Origin of the sequence: Acinetobacter sp. YH12045, from assembly GCF_013419925.1 — a bacterium.
GTDB classification, from domain to species: Bacteria; Pseudomonadota; Gammaproteobacteria; order Pseudomonadales; family Moraxellaceae; genus Acinetobacter; species Acinetobacter amyesii.
The window spans coordinates 151,947-171,421 of sequence record NZ_VOZE01000004.1; the positions used below are offsets into that span (position 1 = coordinate 151,947).

At 40.3% G+C, this 19,475-nt stretch carries 17 protein-coding genes and 2 tRNA genes; 12 read left to right on the forward strand and 7 right to left on the reverse strand.

The genetic code is table 11. The features are described from left to right. The first annotated feature begins 100 nt into the window (after positions 1-100). Entirely contained in the window at positions 101-952 is an 852-nt protein-coding gene (blaOXA, locus tag FTU02_RS07290) for a class D beta-lactamase (RefSeq protein WP_257232766.1), read from the forward strand. Between the two features lie 230 nt (positions 953-1,182). After that, positions 1,183-2,922, forward strand: a complete 1,740-nt coding sequence (locus tag FTU02_RS07295) for a P-loop NTPase fold protein (RefSeq protein WP_180156520.1) — start codon at positions 1,183-1,185, stop codon at positions 2,920-2,922. Positions 2,923-3,033: 111 nt separating this feature from the next. Here FTU02_RS07295 and uvrA read toward each other — a convergent pair whose 3' ends face one another. Next, the gene (uvrA, locus tag FTU02_RS07300; protein ID WP_180156522.1) at positions 3,034-5,865 is read right to left on the reverse strand and encodes an excinuclease ABC subunit UvrA; all 2,832 of its coding nucleotides are present in this window, start codon (positions 5,863-5,865) and stop codon (positions 3,034-3,036) included. A gap of 179 nt (positions 5,866-6,044) precedes the next feature. Between uvrA and FTU02_RS07305 the strand changes: the two genes are divergently transcribed. From FTU02_RS07305 to FTU02_RS07315, 3 genes are all read left to right on the forward strand, one after another. Beyond that, positions 6,045-6,428 carry a hypothetical protein gene (locus tag FTU02_RS07305; RefSeq protein WP_180127372.1) on the forward strand — a complete coding sequence of 128 codons (384 nt, stop codon included), beginning with the start codon at positions 6,045-6,047 and terminating at the stop codon, positions 6,426-6,428. Between the two features lie 134 nt (positions 6,429-6,562). Beyond that, positions 6,563-6,901 carry a GlpM family protein gene (locus tag FTU02_RS07310; protein ID WP_180121009.1) on the forward strand — a complete coding sequence of 113 codons (339 nt, stop codon included), beginning with the start codon at positions 6,563-6,565 and terminating at the stop codon, positions 6,899-6,901. Between the two features lie 189 nt (positions 6,902-7,090). After that, positions 7,091-7,813 carry a hypothetical protein gene (locus FTU02_RS07315; RefSeq protein ID WP_180156524.1) on the forward strand — a complete coding sequence of 241 codons (723 nt, stop codon included), beginning with the start codon at positions 7,091-7,093 and terminating at the stop codon, positions 7,811-7,813. A gap of 111 nt (positions 7,814-7,924) precedes the next feature. Here the strand turns inward: FTU02_RS07315 and tenA are convergent, their stop codons facing one another. Beyond that, positions 7,925-8,590 carry a thiaminase II gene (gene tenA / locus FTU02_RS07320; protein ID WP_078193179.1) on the reverse strand — a complete coding sequence of 222 codons (666 nt, stop codon included), beginning with the start codon at positions 8,588-8,590 and terminating at the stop codon, positions 7,925-7,927. A 207-nt stretch (positions 8,591-8,797) separates the two neighbouring features. On the opposite strand from tenA, the gene FTU02_RS07325 reads away from it, so the two are divergent. The 4 genes from FTU02_RS07325 to ahpC all read left to right on the forward strand — a co-directional run bounded on the left by FTU02_RS07325 (position 8,798) and on the right by ahpC (position 12,889). After that, complete coding sequence (locus FTU02_RS07325; protein WP_180035454.1) at positions 8,798-9,883, forward strand: DUF475 domain-containing protein; 1,086 nt, start codon at positions 8,798-8,800, stop codon at positions 9,881-9,883. Between the two features lie 155 nt (positions 9,884-10,038). Next, positions 10,039-11,403, forward strand: coding sequence for an MFS transporter (locus tag FTU02_RS07330; RefSeq protein WP_111884498.1), 1,365 nt, complete (start codon positions 10,039-10,041; stop codon positions 11,401-11,403). Positions 11,404-11,454: 51 nt separating this feature from the next. Beyond that, positions 11,455-12,042 (forward strand): single-stranded DNA-binding protein, encoded by a 588-nt coding sequence (gene ssb, locus FTU02_RS07335; RefSeq protein WP_078193176.1) that lies wholly within the window; start codon positions 11,455-11,457, stop codon positions 12,040-12,042. Between the two features lie 283 nt (positions 12,043-12,325). After that, on the forward strand, positions 12,326-12,889 hold the full coding sequence (gene ahpC / locus FTU02_RS07340) for an alkyl hydroperoxide reductase subunit C (protein ID WP_078190520.1): 564 nt from the start codon (positions 12,326-12,328) through the stop codon (positions 12,887-12,889). A 67-nt stretch (positions 12,890-12,956) separates the two neighbouring features. Here ahpC and FTU02_RS07345 read toward each other — a convergent pair whose 3' ends face one another. Both FTU02_RS07345 and ycaC read right to left on the reverse strand, forming a co-directional pair. Next, a complete protein-coding gene (locus tag FTU02_RS07345; protein ID WP_180025069.1) occupies positions 12,957-13,880 on the reverse strand; it encodes a LysR substrate-binding domain-containing protein in 924 nt (307 codons plus the stop codon). A gap of 106 nt (positions 13,881-13,986) precedes the next feature. After that, positions 13,987-14,613, reverse strand: a complete 627-nt coding sequence (gene ycaC / locus FTU02_RS07350) for an isochorismate family cysteine hydrolase YcaC (RefSeq protein ID WP_078193174.1) — start codon at positions 14,611-14,613, stop codon at positions 13,987-13,989. 328 nt (positions 14,614-14,941) lie between these two features. On the opposite strand from ycaC, the gene FTU02_RS07355 reads away from it, so the two are divergent. The 3 genes from FTU02_RS07355 (at position 14,942) to FTU02_RS07365 (ending at position 18,378) form a co-directional block, all read left to right on the forward strand. Next, positions 14,942-15,820: a pirin family protein gene (locus FTU02_RS07355; RefSeq protein ID WP_078193173.1), complete on the forward strand. Its 879-nt coding sequence runs from the start codon at positions 14,942-14,944 to the stop codon at positions 15,818-15,820. Between the two features lie 430 nt (positions 15,821-16,250). After that, positions 16,251-17,549, forward strand: coding sequence for an FAD-dependent oxidoreductase (locus FTU02_RS07360; RefSeq protein WP_180156526.1), 1,299 nt, complete (start codon positions 16,251-16,253; stop codon positions 17,547-17,549). Position 17,550: 1 nt separating this feature from the next. Next, complete coding sequence (locus FTU02_RS07365; RefSeq protein WP_180127364.1) at positions 17,551-18,378, forward strand: cyclopropane-fatty-acyl-phospholipid synthase family protein; 828 nt, start codon at positions 17,551-17,553, stop codon at positions 18,376-18,378. A gap of 51 nt (positions 18,379-18,429) precedes the next feature. Here the strand turns inward: FTU02_RS07365 and FTU02_RS07370 are convergent. From FTU02_RS07370 to FTU02_RS07380, 3 genes are all read right to left on the reverse strand, one after another. Then, positions 18,430-18,505 (reverse strand) — tRNA-Thr (locus FTU02_RS07370). A gap of 190 nt (positions 18,506-18,695) precedes the next feature. Further along, positions 18,696-18,923 carry a hypothetical protein gene (locus FTU02_RS07375; RefSeq protein WP_078190515.1) on the reverse strand — a complete coding sequence of 76 codons (228 nt, stop codon included), beginning with the start codon at positions 18,921-18,923 and terminating at the stop codon, positions 18,696-18,698. A gap of 430 nt (positions 18,924-19,353) precedes the next feature. After that, positions 19,354-19,444, reverse strand: a tRNA-Ser gene (locus tag FTU02_RS07380). Between the last annotated feature and the right edge of the window lie 31 nt (positions 19,445-19,475).

Here is a 19,475-nt window from a genome sequence, read left to right on the forward strand (position 1 = left end):
ATGCTAAGTTTGCAACAGATACAAGACTATTGAAAAGTACACAATTCAGGTTTGAACTTCATCTTATACTGTGGACTTTAAACGCCATAAAAATAGTGCAATGAAAAAAATATATCTATCGTTGATGACTGTCCTGAGTTTGTCAGCATGTACAACAAATGAAGGCATGTTGGATTCATCTCAACACTTAAAACAAACCGCTCAATCCAATTTAGTAAATTCACGGTTGAGTGAAATTCCGTCTTTATTTAATCAAGCACAGACACAGGCGGTATTTGTCACATTTGATGGTCAGCGTTTGAGTCATTATGGCAATGACTTACAGCGCGCCCAGACAGAATACATTCCTGCATCTACTTTTAAAATGTTAAATGCTTTAATTGGTTTGCAACATCAGAAGGCGACAGCTACTGAAGTTTTTAAATGGAAAGGTGAAAAACGTGCTTTCCCCTCATGGGAAAAAGACCTGACTTTGGGTGAAGCCATGCAAGCATCTGCAGTTCCTGTATATCAGGAACTGGCAAGGCGAATAGGTTTGGCGTTAATGCAACAAGAAGTCAACCGAGTCGGTTTTGGTAATGCCAATATTGGCAAGCAGGTGGATAATTTTTGGTTGGTTGGGCCGTTAAAGATTACGCCTGAACAAGAAGTCAAATTTGCGTATCAGCTTGCGACAGAGAAATTACCGTTTGATGTCACGGTACAGCAGCAAGTCAAAGACATGCTTTATATTGAGAGTCGTGGCGATGCAAAGTTATATGCCAAGAGCGGTTGGGGGATGGATGTGGAGCCCCAAGTCGGTTGGTATACCGGTTGGGTGGATGATGGTCATGGTAAGTTCACGGCGTTTAGTTTGAATTTGCAGATGGCAGCAGGGGATGATGTGGCAGAGCGTAAGCAGTTAACTTTGGATGTGTTGGATAAGTTGGGTGTGTTTCATTATTTACGTTAATTTTTTGAATTTTGAGTTGGCACGTCCTCGCTTTGCATTAGGTTTTAGCTTCCATTGCGTAGGATTTATCTTACTTTTGAAAGCACAAAAGTAAGCAAAATGCTTTTGTTTGCCTGAGGGCACATCCGTGCTGCCCCAGTCAAACAGGCGACATCCATGTCGCCGTCATGTGATTGAATTTATTGTTTTTTGCAGATATAAAGGATACAAGTTATTAATATTTCAAGACAATGAACCAGTCTCAAGAACAACGTTTAGAAGATATTTTTAGAACAAATGATAATAATGGGATCGCAATTGCGATTACTGGGTCTTGGGGAGTTGGGAAAACTTTCTTCTGGAATAGCTTTTTAAAAGTTCAATCAATCAAAGAACAGGAAAGGAAGTATTTACCACTGTCCGTAAGGCTTATGCATAAGAATTTTTTTGATAAAAAATATGCTTATGTTTCTTTGTTTGGTATAGAAAATTTATCTGATCTTAAAGCTGCTATATCCACAAATATGAGTAGTAATTACTTTAATCAAGAGTCCTCAAAGAACTTTGAAATACCCACATTCATCAAAAAGGGACTTACAGCTTTAAGAGAGGTTAAGCTAACGAGCAGCGAATATGGAATTAGTTCTTCCGCACGAATTTTTGAATCCATGTTATATGCTCAAGTTAAAGATGCCATTATTTGTTTTGATGACTTTGAACGAATGTCAAACAAGCTCGATATAAAAGATGTCATGGGCTTAGCTAATCAGCTGAAACTAGAAAGAAATTGTCAGGTCGTTTTGATTTTAGATGAAGATAAAGCTGAAGGAGAGAATAAGAAAAAATATGCTGAATATAAAGAAAAGTTGATTGATGAAACCATAAAAATTACATCTGTTGAGCCTTTGATACGTGCTAATGCAGAAGGAATAGATACCGCTTTAATAAATTTGATGGTGAAATTTGCAGATGAGTTGGAAATTCATAATTTTAGATTTTTTCAAAAAGTAATAAAACTGTATAAGCATTTTCTAGAGCAATTACCTGCAGAAGTTGCTTACTCAACAAAAGAAATTATTTTAATTAGAGTTATACAATGTTATTTCATTGCTGATTTTGGTGTTAAGTATGAGTTTCAATGGGAAAATATCCAATTGGTTCTCGAAGATAATCAAAAAGATTGGTCTGAGCGGAAAGTTAAAACATATAAAGCATTACAGAATATTTCGTACAATTTTATACACTCTGATGTATGGCTTAGTGAGTTTAAAAAATGGTTTGATCAAGTAGATGAACTGGATTTAAGTTTATTAAAAGATTTAGCTAGTTCTGAATTGATATCTGAAAAAAATCAAATTCTAAAAAATAAGCTATGGGACATTTTTGACAGAAGATTTAATTTAATAATAAATGAAAGTGATTTTACGTTTTTAGCGGAATTAGGTGGTGATCTTATACAAGTGGAAACTATATACAACGTAGCGATTACTTATGAATTTATAAAAGAATATTTAAATGATGAGCCAAAGTTTCAAAAATTTCAGAAAGATGTCTTAAAGGTATTAGATTCCGATCTCGGGCAAGCTATTTCACGTAAAAATGAAGAGATCAGGCTATGGGGCTATCCAAATAATATTTTTTATGAACACATAGATAAACTAGCGGAAAATTATAAGGAAGATAAGGACTTAAAAGGAATTATTTCACATTATTTACAATATGACTATTTTAAAGAAGAAGAGGATAAACATAAGTTAAATGAATTTTTATTAAATGATTGGTATCAATATTTAACAGTAGATATCTATCAAGAAAAATTTTATTTAGACAAAGATAAAACGATTATTGCGTGTTTGCGTAAGCTAAGCAAAATCAAAGTCGATGATTTTTTTATGAAAGACATGGTGGTAATGGTATTGAATAAAATAGGTGAAGAATCTGAATTTAAAAGAAAATATATGAACGACATTATAAAAAATCATTTAGATTAATCTTCCCCTAACCTTGAGCCATATATGGCGCAAGGAAAAAGAGGGGGAACTCCACTGAATTAATAATGGAATACTCCCTCCTTTATTAAAGGAGGGTTGGGGAGGATTCAATTACTTCAACATCGGCTTTAAAAACTTCGCTGTATGCGACAGTTTATTCTTCGCAACAAATTCAGGCGTACCTTCGGCAATAATCATACCGCCGCCCGCACCACCTTCAGGGCCTAAGTCTACAATCCAATCGGCGGTTTTAATCACATCCAAGTTATGCTCAATCACCACAATGGTATTGCCCTTATTACGTAGCTCATGCAGGATGTCGAGTAATTTGGCAATATCATGGAAATGCAGACCTGTCGTCGGTTCATCAAGCACGTACAAGGTTTTACCTGTATCACGTTTTGCCAACTCACGAGCCAATTTCACACGCTGCGCTTCACCACCTGAAAGTGTGGTTGCAGACTGACCCAAACGGATATAGCCCAAGCCCACTTGGTTCAAGGTTTCCAAACGACGGTGAATCACAGGAATAGCGTCGAAGAAATGCATCGCATCTTCAACCGTCATTTCTAAGACATCTGAAATATTACGACCTTTATAACCAACTTCTAACGTTTCGCGGTTATAGCGCTTACCATGGCAGGCATCACAAGGCACATACATATCAGGTAAGAAATGCATTGCGACTTTAATCATGCCGTCACCTTCGCAGGCTTCACAGCGACCACCTTTCACATTAAATGAGAAACGACCTGCCGCATAACCACGTGCTTTAGCTTCAGGGGTTTGCGCAAAAAGTTCACGAATAGGGGTAAACAAACCAGTGTAAGTTGCGGGGTTTGAACGTGGTGTACGACCAATTGGGCTTTGGTCAATATCAACGACTTTATCGAGGAACTGTAAGCCGTCAATCGAGTCAAATTTTTCCGCAGTCAGTGTGGTTGCACCGTTCAATTGAGTTGCTGCAAGTGGTAACAAAGTACGGTTAATCAGCGTCGATTTACCTGAACCTGATACACCTGTCACACAGGTCATTACCCCTAAAGGAATGGTCAGGTCGACATTTTTTAGGTTATGACCCGCAGCGCCCATCAATTTGATTTGTTCTTCAGGTTTTGGCGGTTGTGTTCGTGTTTTCGGCACATCAATACTGAGCTTTCCTGATAGATATTGACCAGTTAATGAATCTGGATTTGCCAAAATTTCATCATAAGTCCCTTCGGCAATCACATGACCACCATGCACACCTGCACCTGGGCCAATATCAATAATATGGTCGGCGGCACGGATCGCGTCTTCATCATGTTCTACAACTAGTACGGTATTACCAAGGTCACGTAGGCGAACTAAGGTTTCAAGCAAGCGATCATTATCACGCTGATGTAGACCAATCGATGGTTCATCGAGGACATACATCACGCCCATGAGGCCCGCACCAATTTGTGAAGCCAGACGGATACGCTGTGCTTCACCACCCGACAGTGTTTCTGCCGAGCGCGATAAACTTAAATAGTTCAACCCTACAGAGACTAGGAAGTGCAAACGTTCACGGATTTCTTTGAAAATCTTGTCGGCAATTTCGCCTTTGGCACCGCTTAAGTTGAGATCTTGATAATAGCTTTCAGCATCGCCAATCGACATCTTGGTGATTTGCGCGATGGTTTTATCTTTAACTCGGACATGGCGTGAAATTTCATTGAGACGTGAGCCACCGCAAGCATCACATGCGGCATTTGATAAATACTGTGCTAAATCCTCACGCACATAGTTCGACTCCGTTTCACGGTAGCGACGCTCTAGGTGAGGTAGAATCCCTTCAAAGGCTTGCACACGTTTGTGCGAACGACCACGCTCATCAATATAGCTGAGGTCAACTTTTTCCTTGCCTGTACCATAAAGGAATTTCTTTTTGGTCTCGGCATCGAGTTCATTCCATGGGGTTTCCAAAGAATAGCCAAAATGATCTGCCACTTTTTGGATCATGCTGTAGTAATACGGACGCTGACGGTCCCAACCGCGAATCGCACCTTGGCTAATTGATACATCTGGACTTGGAATGAGTTTTTCAGCACTAAAATGGCTGCGTGTGCCTAAACCATCACAAACAGGACAGGCACCGAATGGATTATTGAAGGAAAATAGACGCGGTTCGAGTTCACCTACGGCACGTTCACATTCAGGGCAGGAGTGTTTGGCTGAAAATACGCGGTCTTCTTGTTCGCCTTTCATCCATGACAAAATGGCAATATCACCGCCCATGCGTAAAGCCGTTTCAAAACTTTCTGCAATCCGGTTGCCAAGATCATCACGTACTTTAAAACGGTCGACCACCACTTCAATGGTGTGCTTTTTCTTTTTGTCTAATTCGGGTGGTGTGTCGATATCAATAACTTCACCATCGACACGGGCACGGACAAAACCCTGACCTTGTAATTGTTCAAATAAGTTGGTGTATTCACCCTTACGGTCACGGACCACAGGGGCAAGCAACATAAGCGCCGTGCCTTCTTCTAGACCTTTGACGGTATCGACCATTTCAGACACAGTCTGAGCCACCATCGGGAGGTCATGTTCAGGACAATACGGCGTGCCGACACGGGCATAGAGTAGACGTAAATAGTCGTAAATTTCGGTGATTGTTCCCACTGTTGAGCGTGGGTTGTGGCTCGTTGATTTTTGTTCGATGGCAATCGCAGGACTCAAGCCTTCAATCGAGTCGACTTCGGGCTTTTCCATTTGCGAAAGGAATTGGCGTGCATAGGCAGATAAGGACTCAACATAGCGACGTTGACCTTCAGCATACAAGGTATCAAAAGCCAAAGAGGACTTCCCTGAACCAGAAAGACCCGTAATGACCACAAACTTGTCGCGTGGAATATCGAGTGACACATTTTTTAAGTTATGGGTACGTGCGCCTCGAATACGGATATGGCTTTGGCTCATGCAAGGGGTCCTAAAATATTCATCGAAAAACCTATATATGATAGCGCATGAAAAATGTTCAAGTGTAATTTAAACCTAGATTTATGCGTGACTTTGTGAGAAAAATGGCCGAATCAAAATATAGCTGTCTATGCCGATGCCCTAAAACATCTGCAAATCAGCAATCTAGGACTTTTAACATGAAATGGCAACTTCATCTCAATCCAACATTAGGTGTGATGGGTTTATTGATGTGTAGTGTGTTTTTGAGTGCATGTACCCCGAACCACACACCGAAAGCGCAAAAATATGACAGCTTAGAACAAGCAACTTTGGCGCTGAATACCGAAAGTGAAAAAATTGATCTGTATATTGCGAAATTAGGTCAAGCCAAAACAGAAGCTGAAAAAAAGCAGCTGGCTTGCGAAAAAATTCCTCAACAGTTTGATTTGGTTTTGGCAATTGTTGAAAACAATCAACATTTGATGAGTGCTGAAGATTTAAAAGTTCAAGCGCAGTTTAAGCAAATGGCTGAGCAACAAAAGGCGCGCTTTACATCTAGCCTGTGGTGTAAAGGTGCATAAATATAAAAGCGCTGTGACTGTTTTGAGTTCATCGTTTAAATCTCCTGTGTCATGCGCATAACAATCCATTGGAAAATCTCAGGACTATCGCAGAAAAGGCGTAAAATGCAGTTTTCTCGAAACTATAGAATGCCATGTTGTCCTTATTTCTCAAAAGCTTAATGGGTGCCTTTGTTGTGGTATTAATTGCTTTGCTGTCTAAAAGTAAGGCGTTTTATATTGCAGGTTTGGTTCCATTGTTTCCGACTTTTGCGTTGATTGCTCATGTCATTGTGGCAAATGATCAGGGTGCAGCCGCATTACAAAAAACTGCACTGTTTGGACTCTGGTCTCTCATCCCATATTTCATTTATTTATTGATGGTGTACCTGCTCGCAACACGTGTGAGTTTAACGGCATGTTTGAGTGTAGCAACGTTGAGTTGGGTGCTTGCTGCGGCTGTTTTGATTTATGCATGGCATAGTTTTCAGTAAGCATCAAAAGCCCATATCGATGCTGATTTAGATCAATTTTTTATGGGTTCTAGATCATTTATAAAACTATAGATTTGGCTAAAATTATGATGAATTTCCAATCATTAAATATGTGATTTTGAATGTAAGTATTTGAATAAATAATTATAATTCTGCCAGAATAGAAAATAATCATGATAAGAGCAAATAATGTTAAAACAATTTTGGGTGATCATCTGCCTCATGTTTTTAAGCCAAATCCTGTGGGCTGAAGACAGTCAAATCCTCGCGTTTGAACAGTTTATTGACCCGGTAGCCGAGCAGCGTTATAGCGTGAGCGTGCCTGCGGTCGGGCAAAATGAACAGCTATGGTCTGTGGTCTATATGGTACTGCAAACCAACCAAGTCCCTGACAATACTGTTCTGGACTTTAAAGTCGTTCCGCAAGGTTTATTGTTGAAAAATAATCCTGCACAAAAAACACAAGAGTATGCTTTTGATGGTGTACAGTTGGCACAGAAAAAAGACTATGTACTGTCCCAATTCTCCGATTTGAGTGAACAACTGGAAGATCAAACTGACAAGAAAGTGCAGGATGTATCAATCTTTGATATTAGTCGTGCCCATGTATATGCCCGCGTAGAAGATTGGGTGCCTGACTATAATGCACAAGCTACTCAACTGAATATTGAACTGGGAAAACTCAATGAAATGCAGGTGAAAGGGCTGTATTTCATTTTAGGCAAAGGTGAAAAGCCCAAAGATTTATTGGCCATTGCTCAACTTGATCCGATGATCAAATCACAATTTCATTCAGAAGAAATGCAGGAACGCAAAGCAGCGCGCAGTGAATTGCGTGAAGCACGTTTGGCGATTTTTTTGGTGATTATCGCGATGGGGATTTTCCTCGGATGGTATCGTTTTAAACGCTAATGCCTGAAATGATCGTGCAGGATCATTTTAAAAAACGAATCCAACCGTATTAAAAAAGGATCTAAAAGCAATTTTAGATCCTTAATTTTTTATACAGTTTAAATCAAAGGTTTATTCTACAGGCCATGTGCGCTGTTGATACGCGCTGTCCCAGAACATCCATTCTAATTTTGCACCGTTCGTATAAGCCGCATGCATTTTTTCACGTGTATCTGCATCGCAGCGAGCCGCCACTCGATCAATAGTTTGAATCACGTTTTGCACAGCAGTATTGAAGTCTTCACCTGAGTAGGTGTCGATCCATGCTTGGTAAGGGTTATTCGGTACAGATTGGCTGACAATGGCTTTGCCGACTTCAGCATAGATCCAAAAGCAAGGCAGGAGTGAGGCAAGGACCACAGGGTAACTTTCTGACCATGCTGTCGCTGTTAGAAATGAAGTGTAATGATGGCAGGCAAGGGTCAGTGGAGTATTTTCAAACTGTTCTTTGCTGATGTTGAAACCTTGCATAAAGTCATTGTGCAGACTTCGTTCCACCACGATGGCAATTTTTGCCGCTTCAGAAAACTGAATCACATCGTCGGCATCAAATGCTTTGGCTGCGCATACTGCAAGTGCACGACCATAGGCCAATAAATAATGGGCATCCTGAATGACATAGTGACAAAAGGCGTCGCGGCTTAAACTGCCCTGAGCCAATTCCTGATTAAACGGTAGATGGAGAATCTGCTGATATAACGCGGTATTACGTTGCCAAACTTCTTCAGAAAAACGCATTGAACATTCCTGTCGTTAAAAATGAAAGACGGGTCTACACCATGATGCGATGTAATTGAGAGCCTCCATCTTAGAGTGTTTATTCAAAATGTAACGAATAATTTTTGGTTTCAATCCTGAAAAGCGGCATAATTGCGCCATAAACTTAGCTTCAAACTGGGTATTCCCTCATTTTGAAATCTTATTGAATGAATAGGTCGATCTATCATGATGAAACATTTTGGTTTCTCAATCGTCTTTACGATCGTGTGTCTTGCTATTTCTGCATATTGGGGTCTGAATCATGGCCCAAATGCAGGTGTGCAAGCCATGCTGACAGCACTGACCATTACTGCAATTTTGGCAGTGATGGAAGTATCATTGTCATTTGATAACGCTGTAGTGAATGCATCGGTACTCCGTGGTTGGGATCATTTCTGGAAAATGATTTTCTTAACCGTCGGGATCGTGATTGCTGTATTCGGTATGCGTTTGATTTTCCCAATCGTCATTGTTGCTGTAACGGCTGACATGGGCGCAATGGAAGTGGTGCAATTGGCATTGAATAATCCAATTGAATACTCTGCAAAATTGATGGCACATCATGCAGAAATTGCGGCCTTTGGTGGTGCTTTCTTATTGTTGGTGTTCCTGAACTTCTTCTTAGATGAAGGGAAAGATACCCATTGGTTCCGTTGGCTAGAGCGCCGTTTGGCCAATCTTGCAAACGTTCCTGCGATGTCCGTGTTTATTGCCCTAATTGCGTTATTGGTAATGGCAGCAAACGTGGCCGAAGCCTCTCGTCTAGCGGTAGTCATGGCGGGTATCTGGGGGATCGTGGTGTATATCGGTGTCCAAGTACTGAGTCATTTATTGGGTGGTGAACCTGAAGTTGATGAAAACGGTAATGCGGTTGGACATGATGCAAATGGCGTACCGACGGGCGTGATCAAAGCAGGTTTTGGTGGTTTCCTTTACCTTGAAGTACTCGATGCCTCATTCAGTTTTGATGGTGTGATTGGTGCATTTGCGATTACCTCTGATGTCGTAATCATTATGCTCGGTCTTGCTATTGGTGCTATGTTCGTGCGTTCAATGACCATTTACTTAGTGGATAAAGGCACCTTAGATGCTTATATCTTCCTTGAACATGGTGCGCATTATGCGATTGGTGCTTTGGCCTTCATTATGTTGGCGAGTGGCACAGGTCTTCATGTCCCTGAAGTGGTAACGGGCCTAATTGGTGTGGCATTTATTGTTTGGGCTGTGATTGCCTCAATTCAATATAAAAAGCGTCAAGAAAATCTAGGCTAATTTAAATTTGCCTAAAATCTCCCAAAAAGCGCAGCGTCAGCTGCGCTTTTTATTTGTCCAATCATCAGGATATTTAAAATCAATAAAAATCCTGCTTCGCTTTAAGCTGAATGTCCTATAATCCCATTCCAAGATTAATGAATTTTTAACCAGCTATGATGAATGCTCTTGAACGACGCTCAACTTTTGCTTTGAGTAGTATTTTCGCCTTACGTATGCTGGGGCTGTTCATGATTATTCCTGTTTTCTCTGTGGCAGGTCAGCAATATGCAGGGGCAACACCAGCACTTATTGGTTTAGCGGTGGGTGTTTATGGTTTAACTCAAGCGATTTTACAGATCCCGTTTAGTCTAATTGCAGACCGTTATAGTCGTAAACCGTTGGTGGTAATTGGGCTGCTGTTGTTTGCTTTAGGCGGTGCAATTGCTGCAATGTCCGATAGTATCTATGGCGTGATTATCGGGCGTGCGATTGCCGGTGGTGGTGCTGTATCTGCCGTAGTGATGGCTTTGTTAGCCGATGTCACACGTGAAGAACAGCGTACTAAAGCCATGGCCATGATGGGGATGAGTATCGGTCTGTCCTTTGTGGTCGCGTTCAGCCTTGGACCTTGGCTCACAGGTTTAGTCGGCATCTCGGGTTTATTTTGGGTGACCACCATCATGGGACTTGCCGCGATTGCGATGTTGCTATTGGTACCGAAAGTAACGCGTCATCATAAAAATTTTCAACAAGGTTATCTGACGCAGTTAAAGCAAGTACTGAAAATGCCTGATCTAAATCGTTTACATGTTTCAGTCTTTTCATTGCATTTACTGCTCACAGCGATGTTTATCTATGTGCCGTCTCAGTTGATTGACTTTGCCAATATTCCCTTGCATTCGCATGGTCTGGTGTATTTGCCGCTTTTGGTCGTGAGCCTGTTTTTTGCCTTTCCAAGTATTATTTTGGCGGAAAAATATCGCAAAATGCGCGGCATTTTCTTGACCGCCATTGGTGGCATTATTTTAGGATTGGGCATCTTAATTTTTGGTTTCGAATCAAAATATATTTTGCTGACAGGCTTAGGTTTATTCTTTATCGCATTTAATGTGATGGAGGCATTATTACCGTCATGGTTATCGAAAGCAGCTCCAATTCAATCCAAAGCGACTGCCATGGGGGTGAACGCCAGCAGTCAGTTTCTGGGGGCATTTTTTGGTGGTATGATTGGTGGGCAACTTCTGTTGCTAAATGATACGGCAATGGGATGGGGCATCCTGACAGGGCTAGCCATTTTATGGTTGATCATTAGTTTTGGGTTGGCTCAACCGCGTTATTTATCGTCTATGGTTTTCAGTTTGCCTGAAGATAAAGAAACGGATGAATGGACTTCTCAGCTTTTAGCAATTCGTGGTATTGAAGAAGTTGTGGTGATGTCTGACCAGCAAGTGGCTTATGTAAAAGTGGATAAGCAGCAGATGGATGAATCTGCGCGACAACATTTAACGCACTTGTTAGGGAAAGAGGTAGCCATTTAAGCATAACTCTTATAAAGTAAATAATAGAAACAAATAGGAAGAATACGTCTGATGCGTGGTGTAAATAAGGTCATTTTAGTTGGTACTTTGGGTCGTGACCCTGAAACAAAAACTTTCCCAAATGGTGGTTCTCTCACTCAGTTTTCAATTGCAACGAGTGATTCATGGACAGATAAAAATACAGGTGAACGTAAAGAGCAAACAGAATGGCACCGTATTGTGTTACATAACCGCTTAGGTGAAATTGCACAGCAATATTTGCGCAAAGGTTCTAAAGTGTATATTGAAGGTTCATTACGTACTCGTCAGTGGACAGATCAAGGCGGTCAAGAGCGTTACACGACTGAAATTCGTGGTGAACAAATGCAAATGCTTGACAATAATCGCCAACAAGGCGAACAAGGTCAAGGCGGTGATTTTGGTCAGCCTCGTTTTAATAATCAACAAGGTGGTTATAACAATAACCAAAACCAAGGTGGCTACGGTAATAGCTCAAACCAAGGCGGTTATGGCAATAACCAACCGGCTCAAGGCAACAGCTATGGCAATAACAACCCAGGTGGTTTTGCGCCAAAACAACAGCCTGCACCGACACCGGCTCCTGCAGCAGCAGATTTAGATGACGACTTACCGTTTTAATGAACCTTAAACACAGCGTTTAAAACGGTAGATCATCATCAAAAAAAGCCCTCAATCTTGAGGGTTTTTTTATGTGTATTTAAATGTTTGCCAGTACTGTGTTCAGCATTGAGCGAATAGATTATTGATTGGTAGCGTCGATTAAAATCTAATATTAATATAAATAATAAATCTAAAAATCCGATAGTTTTTATAAAAAAGTTCGGTTTTACCTATGATTTGATAAGTCGTATTCTAGCTTCAACAGATAAGCAATCCCTGAAATGAGTTAGAGGAATATCAAATGAGTTTAATTAATACTGAAGTAAAACCATTTAACGCTACCGCTTACCAAGACGGTCAATTTATTGAAGTTTCAGAAAAAGACTTCTACGGTAAATGGTCTGTGGTGTTTTTCTATCCTGCTGACTTTACTTTTGTATGTCCAACAGAATTAGGCGATCTTGCTGATCACTATGCTGAATTCAAAAAAATGGGCGTAGAAATTTATTCAGTATCTACTGATACACACTTTACGCATAAAGCTTGGCACGATTCTTCTGAAGAAATTAAGAAAATCGAATACCCAATGGTTGGCGATCCAACTTGGACACTTGCGAAAAACTTTGATGTTTTAATTGAAGCGGATGGTCTTGCTGACCGTGGTACTTTCGTAATTGACCCTGAAGGTAAAATCCAAATCGTTGAAATCAATGCAGGTGGTATTGGTCGTGATGCTTCTGAATTGATGCGTAAAGTAAAAGCTGCTCAATATGTACATGCACACCCAGGTGAAGTATGTCCTGCAAAATGGAAAGAAGGTGAAGCGACGCTTGCACCATCGATCGACCTAGTGGGTAAAATCTAATTTGGTGATCCAACCGTAGATTTAAAAAAGCCAGAACTCAGTTCTGGCTTTTTTGTGGTTTAGATCATTAGACTAAATAGCCATCATGTTCTGGAGCATAGCCACGAACTCCATCGACTAAATAGTCAATTAATCTTTCCATGACTAGGCGTTGACCTTTGCGCGAAGCATATACCAATTGCACCGTACCGACATTTGAGCACCATTCGGGGAAGAGGTGAATTAAACGACCTGCCTCAATATCTGCTTGCACGGTTAAATAGGGTAAGTCTGCAATGCCTAAACCATCGAGTGCTGCATAATAAGTACCGGCTAAGTCATTGCTTTTAATCCGAGGCTGTAAGGCAATTTCAATCTGTTCTTGCTGTCCCGTATGATGCAAATGCCATTGATAGCGGTTTTTCTGTGTGCCCAAAACGATACTCGGAAATTCTGTCAATTCGGTAATATGCTTTAACTCGCGTCCTTGTAAAAGTTCAGGACTAATCACTAAGCAATGCACGGTTTTAATCACGTCACGTACAATAATACTCGAGTCTTCATTCTTACTAAAATTGGTGCGAATCGCCAAATCAATGTCGTCATGTAAGACATCCACACGGCGGCTAGACAGCTCGAGTTCGACCTGAACTTTGGGATGATCTTTTAAAAACTGATTTAACAAGGGGCGAATTTGATGTTCCATCATGACTGGTGGACAGCTAATTTTAACCAAGCCTTCAAGTTCACTTTTTTGCTTCAAGAGCACCTGATGCGCACATTCGACTTGTTCGATCACTTTTATGCATTCTTCATACAATTCTTGGCCTAATGTCGTGACCTTAAAGTGTCGGGTAGAACGCTGAATAAGGGTGACATTATATTTGGCTTCAAGATCTAAAATGCGTCGGCTTAATTTTGATTTTGTAATATTCGATGCTTCACTTGCAGCGCTAAAACCGCCATGTTTCACCACCAAGTAAAAGTAGTAATAGTCATCAAATGAATGCATGGATCACCTTATGCAGTGAAAAATTATTTCAATTCCAATTATCATACGTCAATTTATACATCAGGTATAAAAAAGCGGCTCGAAGCCGCTTTTTACTACTGGAGGATTATTTCTTTTCAGTATTTTGCGTATAGCTGTTGATGAGGTTACGGTAGTCTGGAATATGGTTGCCGAAAAGCGCACCTAAACCTTCAATATCATTACGCCAGTCACGGTGTAATTCACACGCGGTACCAAACCACGTCATGAGCTGTGCACCCGCTTGCGTCATACGTTCCCACGCTGAGTCGCGGGTTAAATGGTTGAAAGTACCTGAAGCATCGGTCACCACAAAGACGTCAAAGTCTTCTTCTAAAGCAGACAAGGTTGGGAATGCCACACAAACCTCAGTCACTACACCGGCAATAATCAATTGTTTTTTGCCGGTTGCTTTGACTGCTTTCACAAAATCTTCATTATCCCAAGCATTAATTTGACCTGGTCGTGCAATATAAGGTGCGTCAGGGAACATTTCTTTGAGTTCTGGAACCAATGGCCCGTTTGGACCTTGTTCAAAACTGGTGGTGAGAATTGTTGGAAGATTAAAATATTTAGCAGCTGCAGCAAGTGCGAGCACATTATTTTTAAATTTATCTGGATCAATATCGCGAACCAATGAAAGTAGACCCGTTTGATGGTCAACTAAAAGTACCGCGGCATTGTCTTTGTCTAAACGAACGTAAGGTTTGCCCATTTTATTGTCCTCTTTCCTGTTTGCAAGTACGCAGGATCAGATGAAGTCTGCGTGTTAACTCGATTTAGCATAGCTATAAAAATGGGATAATGGAATGGGATTAAATGAGAAAAACAATCATAATATTGGGATAATTCATTGTTGAATATGACTTAAACCCCTATATTTTCCAAATCAATGCTTGTTTTTGAGTAAATTTTAGATTGTATTACTGATTATTGTTCTATATTTGAGATATATAATGCTATTTGGATGATGGTCAGCAAGTATTTCAAAGCTTAAAATAAGCGCTATGTTCATCCTATCGTATGAATATAGGAGCTAAGAAATGAAAAAAGTAATTGGTGTTTATCGTAATCAGCAAATGCATTGGGTGGGTGATGGTTTTCCAGTCAAAAGCTTATTCTCCTATGATCGTCTAGGTCAGGCCATTAGCCCATTTTTGCTTTTGGATTATGCGGCACCTTATCAGTTCGATCCCACCACTGCACAGCATGGCGTGGGTTCACATCCACATCGTGGTTTTGAAACCGTGACTATCGCCTACAGCGGTGAAGTGACTCATAAAGACTCAAGTGGTGGTGGCGGCACAATTCAAACGGGCGATGTGCAATGGATGACCGCAGGTTCGGGTTTGGTACATGAAGAATTTCATTCGCCTGAATTTGCTCAAGCAGGTGGTCTTTTTGAGATGGTTCAATTGTGGGTGAATTTACCGGCAAAAGACAAAATGACTCAGCCTCGTTATCAAGCGATCACGCGCCAAGATATTCCACGCATAGACATGGATGAAGGTGCAGGGCATATTCGGGTGATTGCCGGTGAAATGGGTGGTCACCTTGGGCCAGCACAGACCTTTAGTCCAGTGAATGTGTGGGATGGTGAGTTAAAAGCTCAATATGAAACCACCTTACATGTACCTGAAGGGCATAACACCATTTTGGTGGTCTTGAAGGGTGAAGTTGTGGTGAATGAAAGCCATAAAGTTCAAGACAGTTCGATGGTCATGTTTGCCAAAGACGATATCGCCATTCAGCTACAAGCGTTGCAGGACACACAATTTTTGTTGCTTAGCGGTGAGCCACTAAATGAGCCGATTCAAGGTTATGGCCCATTTGTGATGAATAGCAAAGCTGAAATCATTCAAGCCTTTGATGATTTCAATAACGGAAAATTTGGTGAAATTGCAGTGGCGCATGAAGCTTAAGCGAAATTCATGACATTGAAATAGCCGAAAAAAAAGCCTCTGAACAGTCAGAGGCTTTTTTATTAAGCGCTGTAGTATTTATAGTTGTCATGATTTAAATATCATTTTACTTTTTATAAATTGTGATGAATTTATCACTTTCTTATGTGGCGCATCTTAGCGAGACTTGGCTTTAAAGTAAACCGAAAGTTATAAAAATGGTTAATTTAATTGTTTGGTTTTATAGAGTAATTAAAATTTTAAAGAAAAATATGTTTAAAAAACAAAGCTTAAATTGTGTGCTTTTTGACTGTAAATATTTGTAAATTTAACTTAAAAACGGCTGTACTGAAATCCATACAAAAAGTGCGAATCTGGTATTTTTTAATAGCTATTTTTAAGTTCTGATCAGTCATACTTTTAAACTGTGTTTTATAGATGGAAAAGAAAATTGGAAATTGCAGTCATCGGTAGTGGCATGGCTGGGCTGGCTACCGCAAGAATTCTTAAAGACGCAGGGCATAACATTACAATTTTCGAAGCTCTGCCTGGTCGTGGTATGGATAGCCACAGCACTGAGTTTGAAGGCGGCTTAATCGATGCCCCTTTGCGTGTGATGAATCCACACCTCTGGAAAAATACCTTAAGTTTGGCGACCCATTTAGGAATTAAAACTTTCCCTGTCCGTACCTATATGGCATGCAGTTGGCTCTTTGAAGATTGTACAGAAACGTGGTTGACCACCAGTCGTAGCCGTATTGGTAATTTCCCAATTATTAATAACCGTAAAGGCTTACAACAATATGGCTGGCGTTTAGTCAAAGGAATGTTGCAACTCAAAGCCGCGATCACTCGATTTTTTAAATCAAAAAATCAGGACATCACGCTTGCAGAGTTCATTAATAAAAATGAAATTGAAGAAGTATTTTGGCATGGTGCGGTCATGCCTGTGTTGTATACCATTTGCACCTGTAACCCGAAAACGATTGGCGAATGGCCTGCGAAACCGCTGTTGATTTTTTTGCGTCAATTGACCAATGGTGATGCCTTGTTGCGTATCCAAGGTGGTACACCTGCGTTGGTTGATAAGCTGATTGAAGGTTTAAATATTCAAAGTGGTACGGCAATTACCAAAGTGCACGAGCAAGACGATAAAGTCTTGGTGGAAACTGAGGCCGGAGCACATCATCTATTCGATCGCGTGGTTGTTGCGACACCAACCACCAAAACGGAAGAATTTTTAGATCCAACCCAGTTTGCTGATGATATTGAGCTCTTAAAGAAATTTAAATTTGAGCAAGGTCAGTTGGTGATTCACACCGATCAAACCGTGATGCCGCCGAAGCGCAAAGATTGGTCTGTACTAAGTTATATGATGGATCGTAAATTTACTCGTCAGCAATTTACCGTGTGGCTGAACTCAATCGAGCCGAGCTTGGTGGGTAAAACTCCAGTGTTCCAAACTTGGCAGCCAGTGACACCGATTGATCCTAAAAAAGTGATCTCTTCGGTCAGTTTGACACGCGCAGTGGTGGATTCACATACGGTGGCGCTGAATAAAGAGTTACAGCAACGACATTTATCCCCTGAGCGTAAAGTCTTCTTTTGTGGCTCATGGTCTTGCGATGGTCTGCCGATTTTAGAGTCTGCGGTAACATCTGCTATGCATATTGCAGAAATTTTTGGTGCACCATTGCCGTTTGTAGGTTTAAAACCTAAAGTGGAGGTTGCCCCTCAACTCGGTTACTAACATGAAATGGCTTCAAGCAATTCGTCAGCACATCCCTAGCCATAAATATGCGATTAACAGTCGACTACTCGGAGATGATGCGGAACTTGCTTGGAGTAATTTGGGCTATTGGGATGATGCAAAATCATCCTATCCTGCAGCCTGTCAAAAACTCGCTTTCCATCTTGCCGAATCCATTCAATTAAAATCTACAGATCGTGTTTTAGACCTTGGTTGTGGGCAGGGCGCGAGCTTGGTTTTTTGGATGGAACATTTTCAAATTCAAAACTTATCCGCAGTCGAATTGCAAACCGAATGTGTGGAAAAAATCCAAAAAAATTTAAATTCAAAAATCGAAATACAACAAGATTCATTTTTGAATTTAAAAAATATTTATCCACAAAACTGTATGGATGCGGTGCTGTGTATTGATGCTGCGTATCATAGTGATTTGAATTTATTGCTTTTATCAGTTGTTAATGTTTTGAATTCAAAAGGGCGCTTTGCTTTTCACTATTTAATGTTGTCTGATGCGTTTTTGAATTTAAATTCATTGCAACGATTGAAATATCAAAGTCTGTTGAAAGCAGCAGATGTGAATTTGAAAAATTTAAATTCAAAACAAAATTTACAACACCAAGTGCAACAGGCAGGTTTCGAAAATATCCAGATTGAAGATATCAGCGAATTCGTATTTCAGGGTTTTGCAGATTATATTCAAGAACAAAAAAGTCAGATGAGCCTGAGTCATGTGGATCAATTCAAAATCAAGATGACGGCAAAATTGTGCGAAAAGTTGTATCGAGACGGGCTGATTCGTTATGTGCAGATTAGCGCGAGGAAGCCATAAAAAAGCGGCTCTAAAAACATCAAAGCCTCACTAAAAAGCGAGGCTAAGAAATGGTGCCGGCACACGGATTCGAACTGTGGACCTACTGATTACAAGTCAGTTGCTCTACCAACTGAGCTATGCCGGCGTTGTGGAATGCATTCTACAGATTTTTTGAAGTGGTGCAAGTTAAAAAAACAGCAAATCGAATGTAATTTATACGTTTGATTTATTCAGCATTCAACCGATGTTTGGCTCTAAAAACCAGAGAAATAAAATTAGGCAATGTTTCGCCCACAAGATGTGGGCGAAAAAATAGGATGGATGAACGTTGAGTGCTATTTCATTCTTAAAATTTGGTCTAGATCCTGTGCGCATTCTTCAAGTGTATATGCCATCTCCAGTTGCATTTGGGGGCGGAGTTCATTGGCGAGCTTTCGCCATTCGTCAATCAGACGCTGTGCTTTTTGAATTTTATGTTTATTGATGTCTTTGGCAAGGGTTGGGGTATAGCCACCACGTTTGGCGTTCTTGATCTGCTTAACATAGTTCTGGCTGTTATTCATGTTCTCTCCGGAATAGCAGTGATATATGAAAGGTGTTTTTTAAGTTTTTCGTTGATCAAGTTAAAAGTACCGCAATCGCGTTTCAGTTCTATGATGTTTAAATTAATGAATAATTTTTTGAATAGTGCCTATATTGAGAGGATGATTAATTTTTAGCATAGGCTTAAGTAATTGTCTTTAGAATATAAAATTTGTATTTGTAAATAAACGTGTCTTTCTTACTGCTAATAAAAAATCCATAAGTCGTGCATTAGGAAAAAAACGTGTGAATTAAATCCATCAATCAGGACTCAAATATTGTGATGTCATTAAGCCAAAAAGTTTAAAGATCAATTAGGTAGAAATATTTAATATTGAGAACAATAAAATTAAAAAAGGCCTAAATTTTATCAATTTAGACCTTCATTCTGCTTGGCATTGCAGTTTATTCTGGCGGTGAAAGAGGGATTCGAACCCTCGAAACGCTATAAACGTTTACACACTTTCCAGGCGTGCTCCTTCAGCCACTCGGACACTTCACCTTTTGCGCGGTGGATAATAGCGAAAAAAATA

What these genes read in the sequence shown, in the direction of transcription:
- ahpC (WP_078190520.1), top strand. Translation starts at nt 12,326, where the DNA reads ATGAGTTTAATTAATACTGAAGTAAAACCATTTAACGCTACCGCTTAC.
- FTU02_RS07375 (WP_078190515.1), bottom strand. Translation starts at nt 18,923, where the DNA reads ATGAATAACAGCCAGAACTATGTTAAGCAGATCAAGAACGCCAAACGT.
- FTU02_RS07315 (WP_180156524.1), top strand. Translation starts at nt 7,091, where the DNA reads ATGTTAAAACAATTTTGGGTGATCATCTGCCTCATGTTTTTAAGCCAA.
- FTU02_RS07325 (WP_180035454.1), top strand. Translation starts at nt 8,798, where the DNA reads ATGATGAAACATTTTGGTTTCTCAATCGTCTTTACGATCGTGTGTCTT.
- FTU02_RS07365 (WP_180127364.1), top strand. Translation starts at nt 17,551, where the DNA reads ATGAAATGGCTTCAAGCAATTCGTCAGCACATCCCTAGCCATAAATAT.
- tenA (WP_078193179.1), bottom strand. Translation starts at nt 8,590, where the DNA reads ATGCGTTTTTCTGAAGAAGTTTGGCAACGTAATACCGCGTTATATCAG.
- FTU02_RS07355 (WP_078193173.1), top strand. Translation starts at nt 14,942, where the DNA reads ATGAAAAAAGTAATTGGTGTTTATCGTAATCAGCAAATGCATTGGGTG.
- FTU02_RS07330 (WP_111884498.1), top strand. Translation starts at nt 10,039, where the DNA reads ATGATGAATGCTCTTGAACGACGCTCAACTTTTGCTTTGAGTAGTATT.
- FTU02_RS07305 (WP_180127372.1), top strand. Translation starts at nt 6,045, where the DNA reads ATGAAATGGCAACTTCATCTCAATCCAACATTAGGTGTGATGGGTTTA.
- FTU02_RS07345 (WP_180025069.1), bottom strand. Translation starts at nt 13,880, where the DNA reads ATGCATTCATTTGATGACTATTACTACTTTTACTTGGTGGTGAAACAT.
- ycaC (WP_078193174.1), bottom strand. Translation starts at nt 14,613, where the DNA reads ATGGGCAAACCTTACGTTCGTTTAGACAAAGACAATGCCGCGGTACTT.
- FTU02_RS07295 (WP_180156520.1), top strand. Translation starts at nt 1,183, where the DNA reads ATGAACCAGTCTCAAGAACAACGTTTAGAAGATATTTTTAGAACAAAT.
- blaOXA (WP_257232766.1), top strand. Translation starts at nt 101, where the DNA reads ATGAAAAAAATATATCTATCGTTGATGACTGTCCTGAGTTTGTCAGCA.
- uvrA (WP_180156522.1), bottom strand. Translation starts at nt 5,865, where the DNA reads ATGAGCCAAAGCCATATCCGTATTCGAGGCGCACGTACCCATAACTTA.
- FTU02_RS07310 (WP_180121009.1), top strand. Translation starts at nt 6,563, where the DNA reads ATGTTGTCCTTATTTCTCAAAAGCTTAATGGGTGCCTTTGTTGTGGTA.
- ssb (WP_078193176.1), top strand. Translation starts at nt 11,455, where the DNA reads ATGCGTGGTGTAAATAAGGTCATTTTAGTTGGTACTTTGGGTCGTGAC.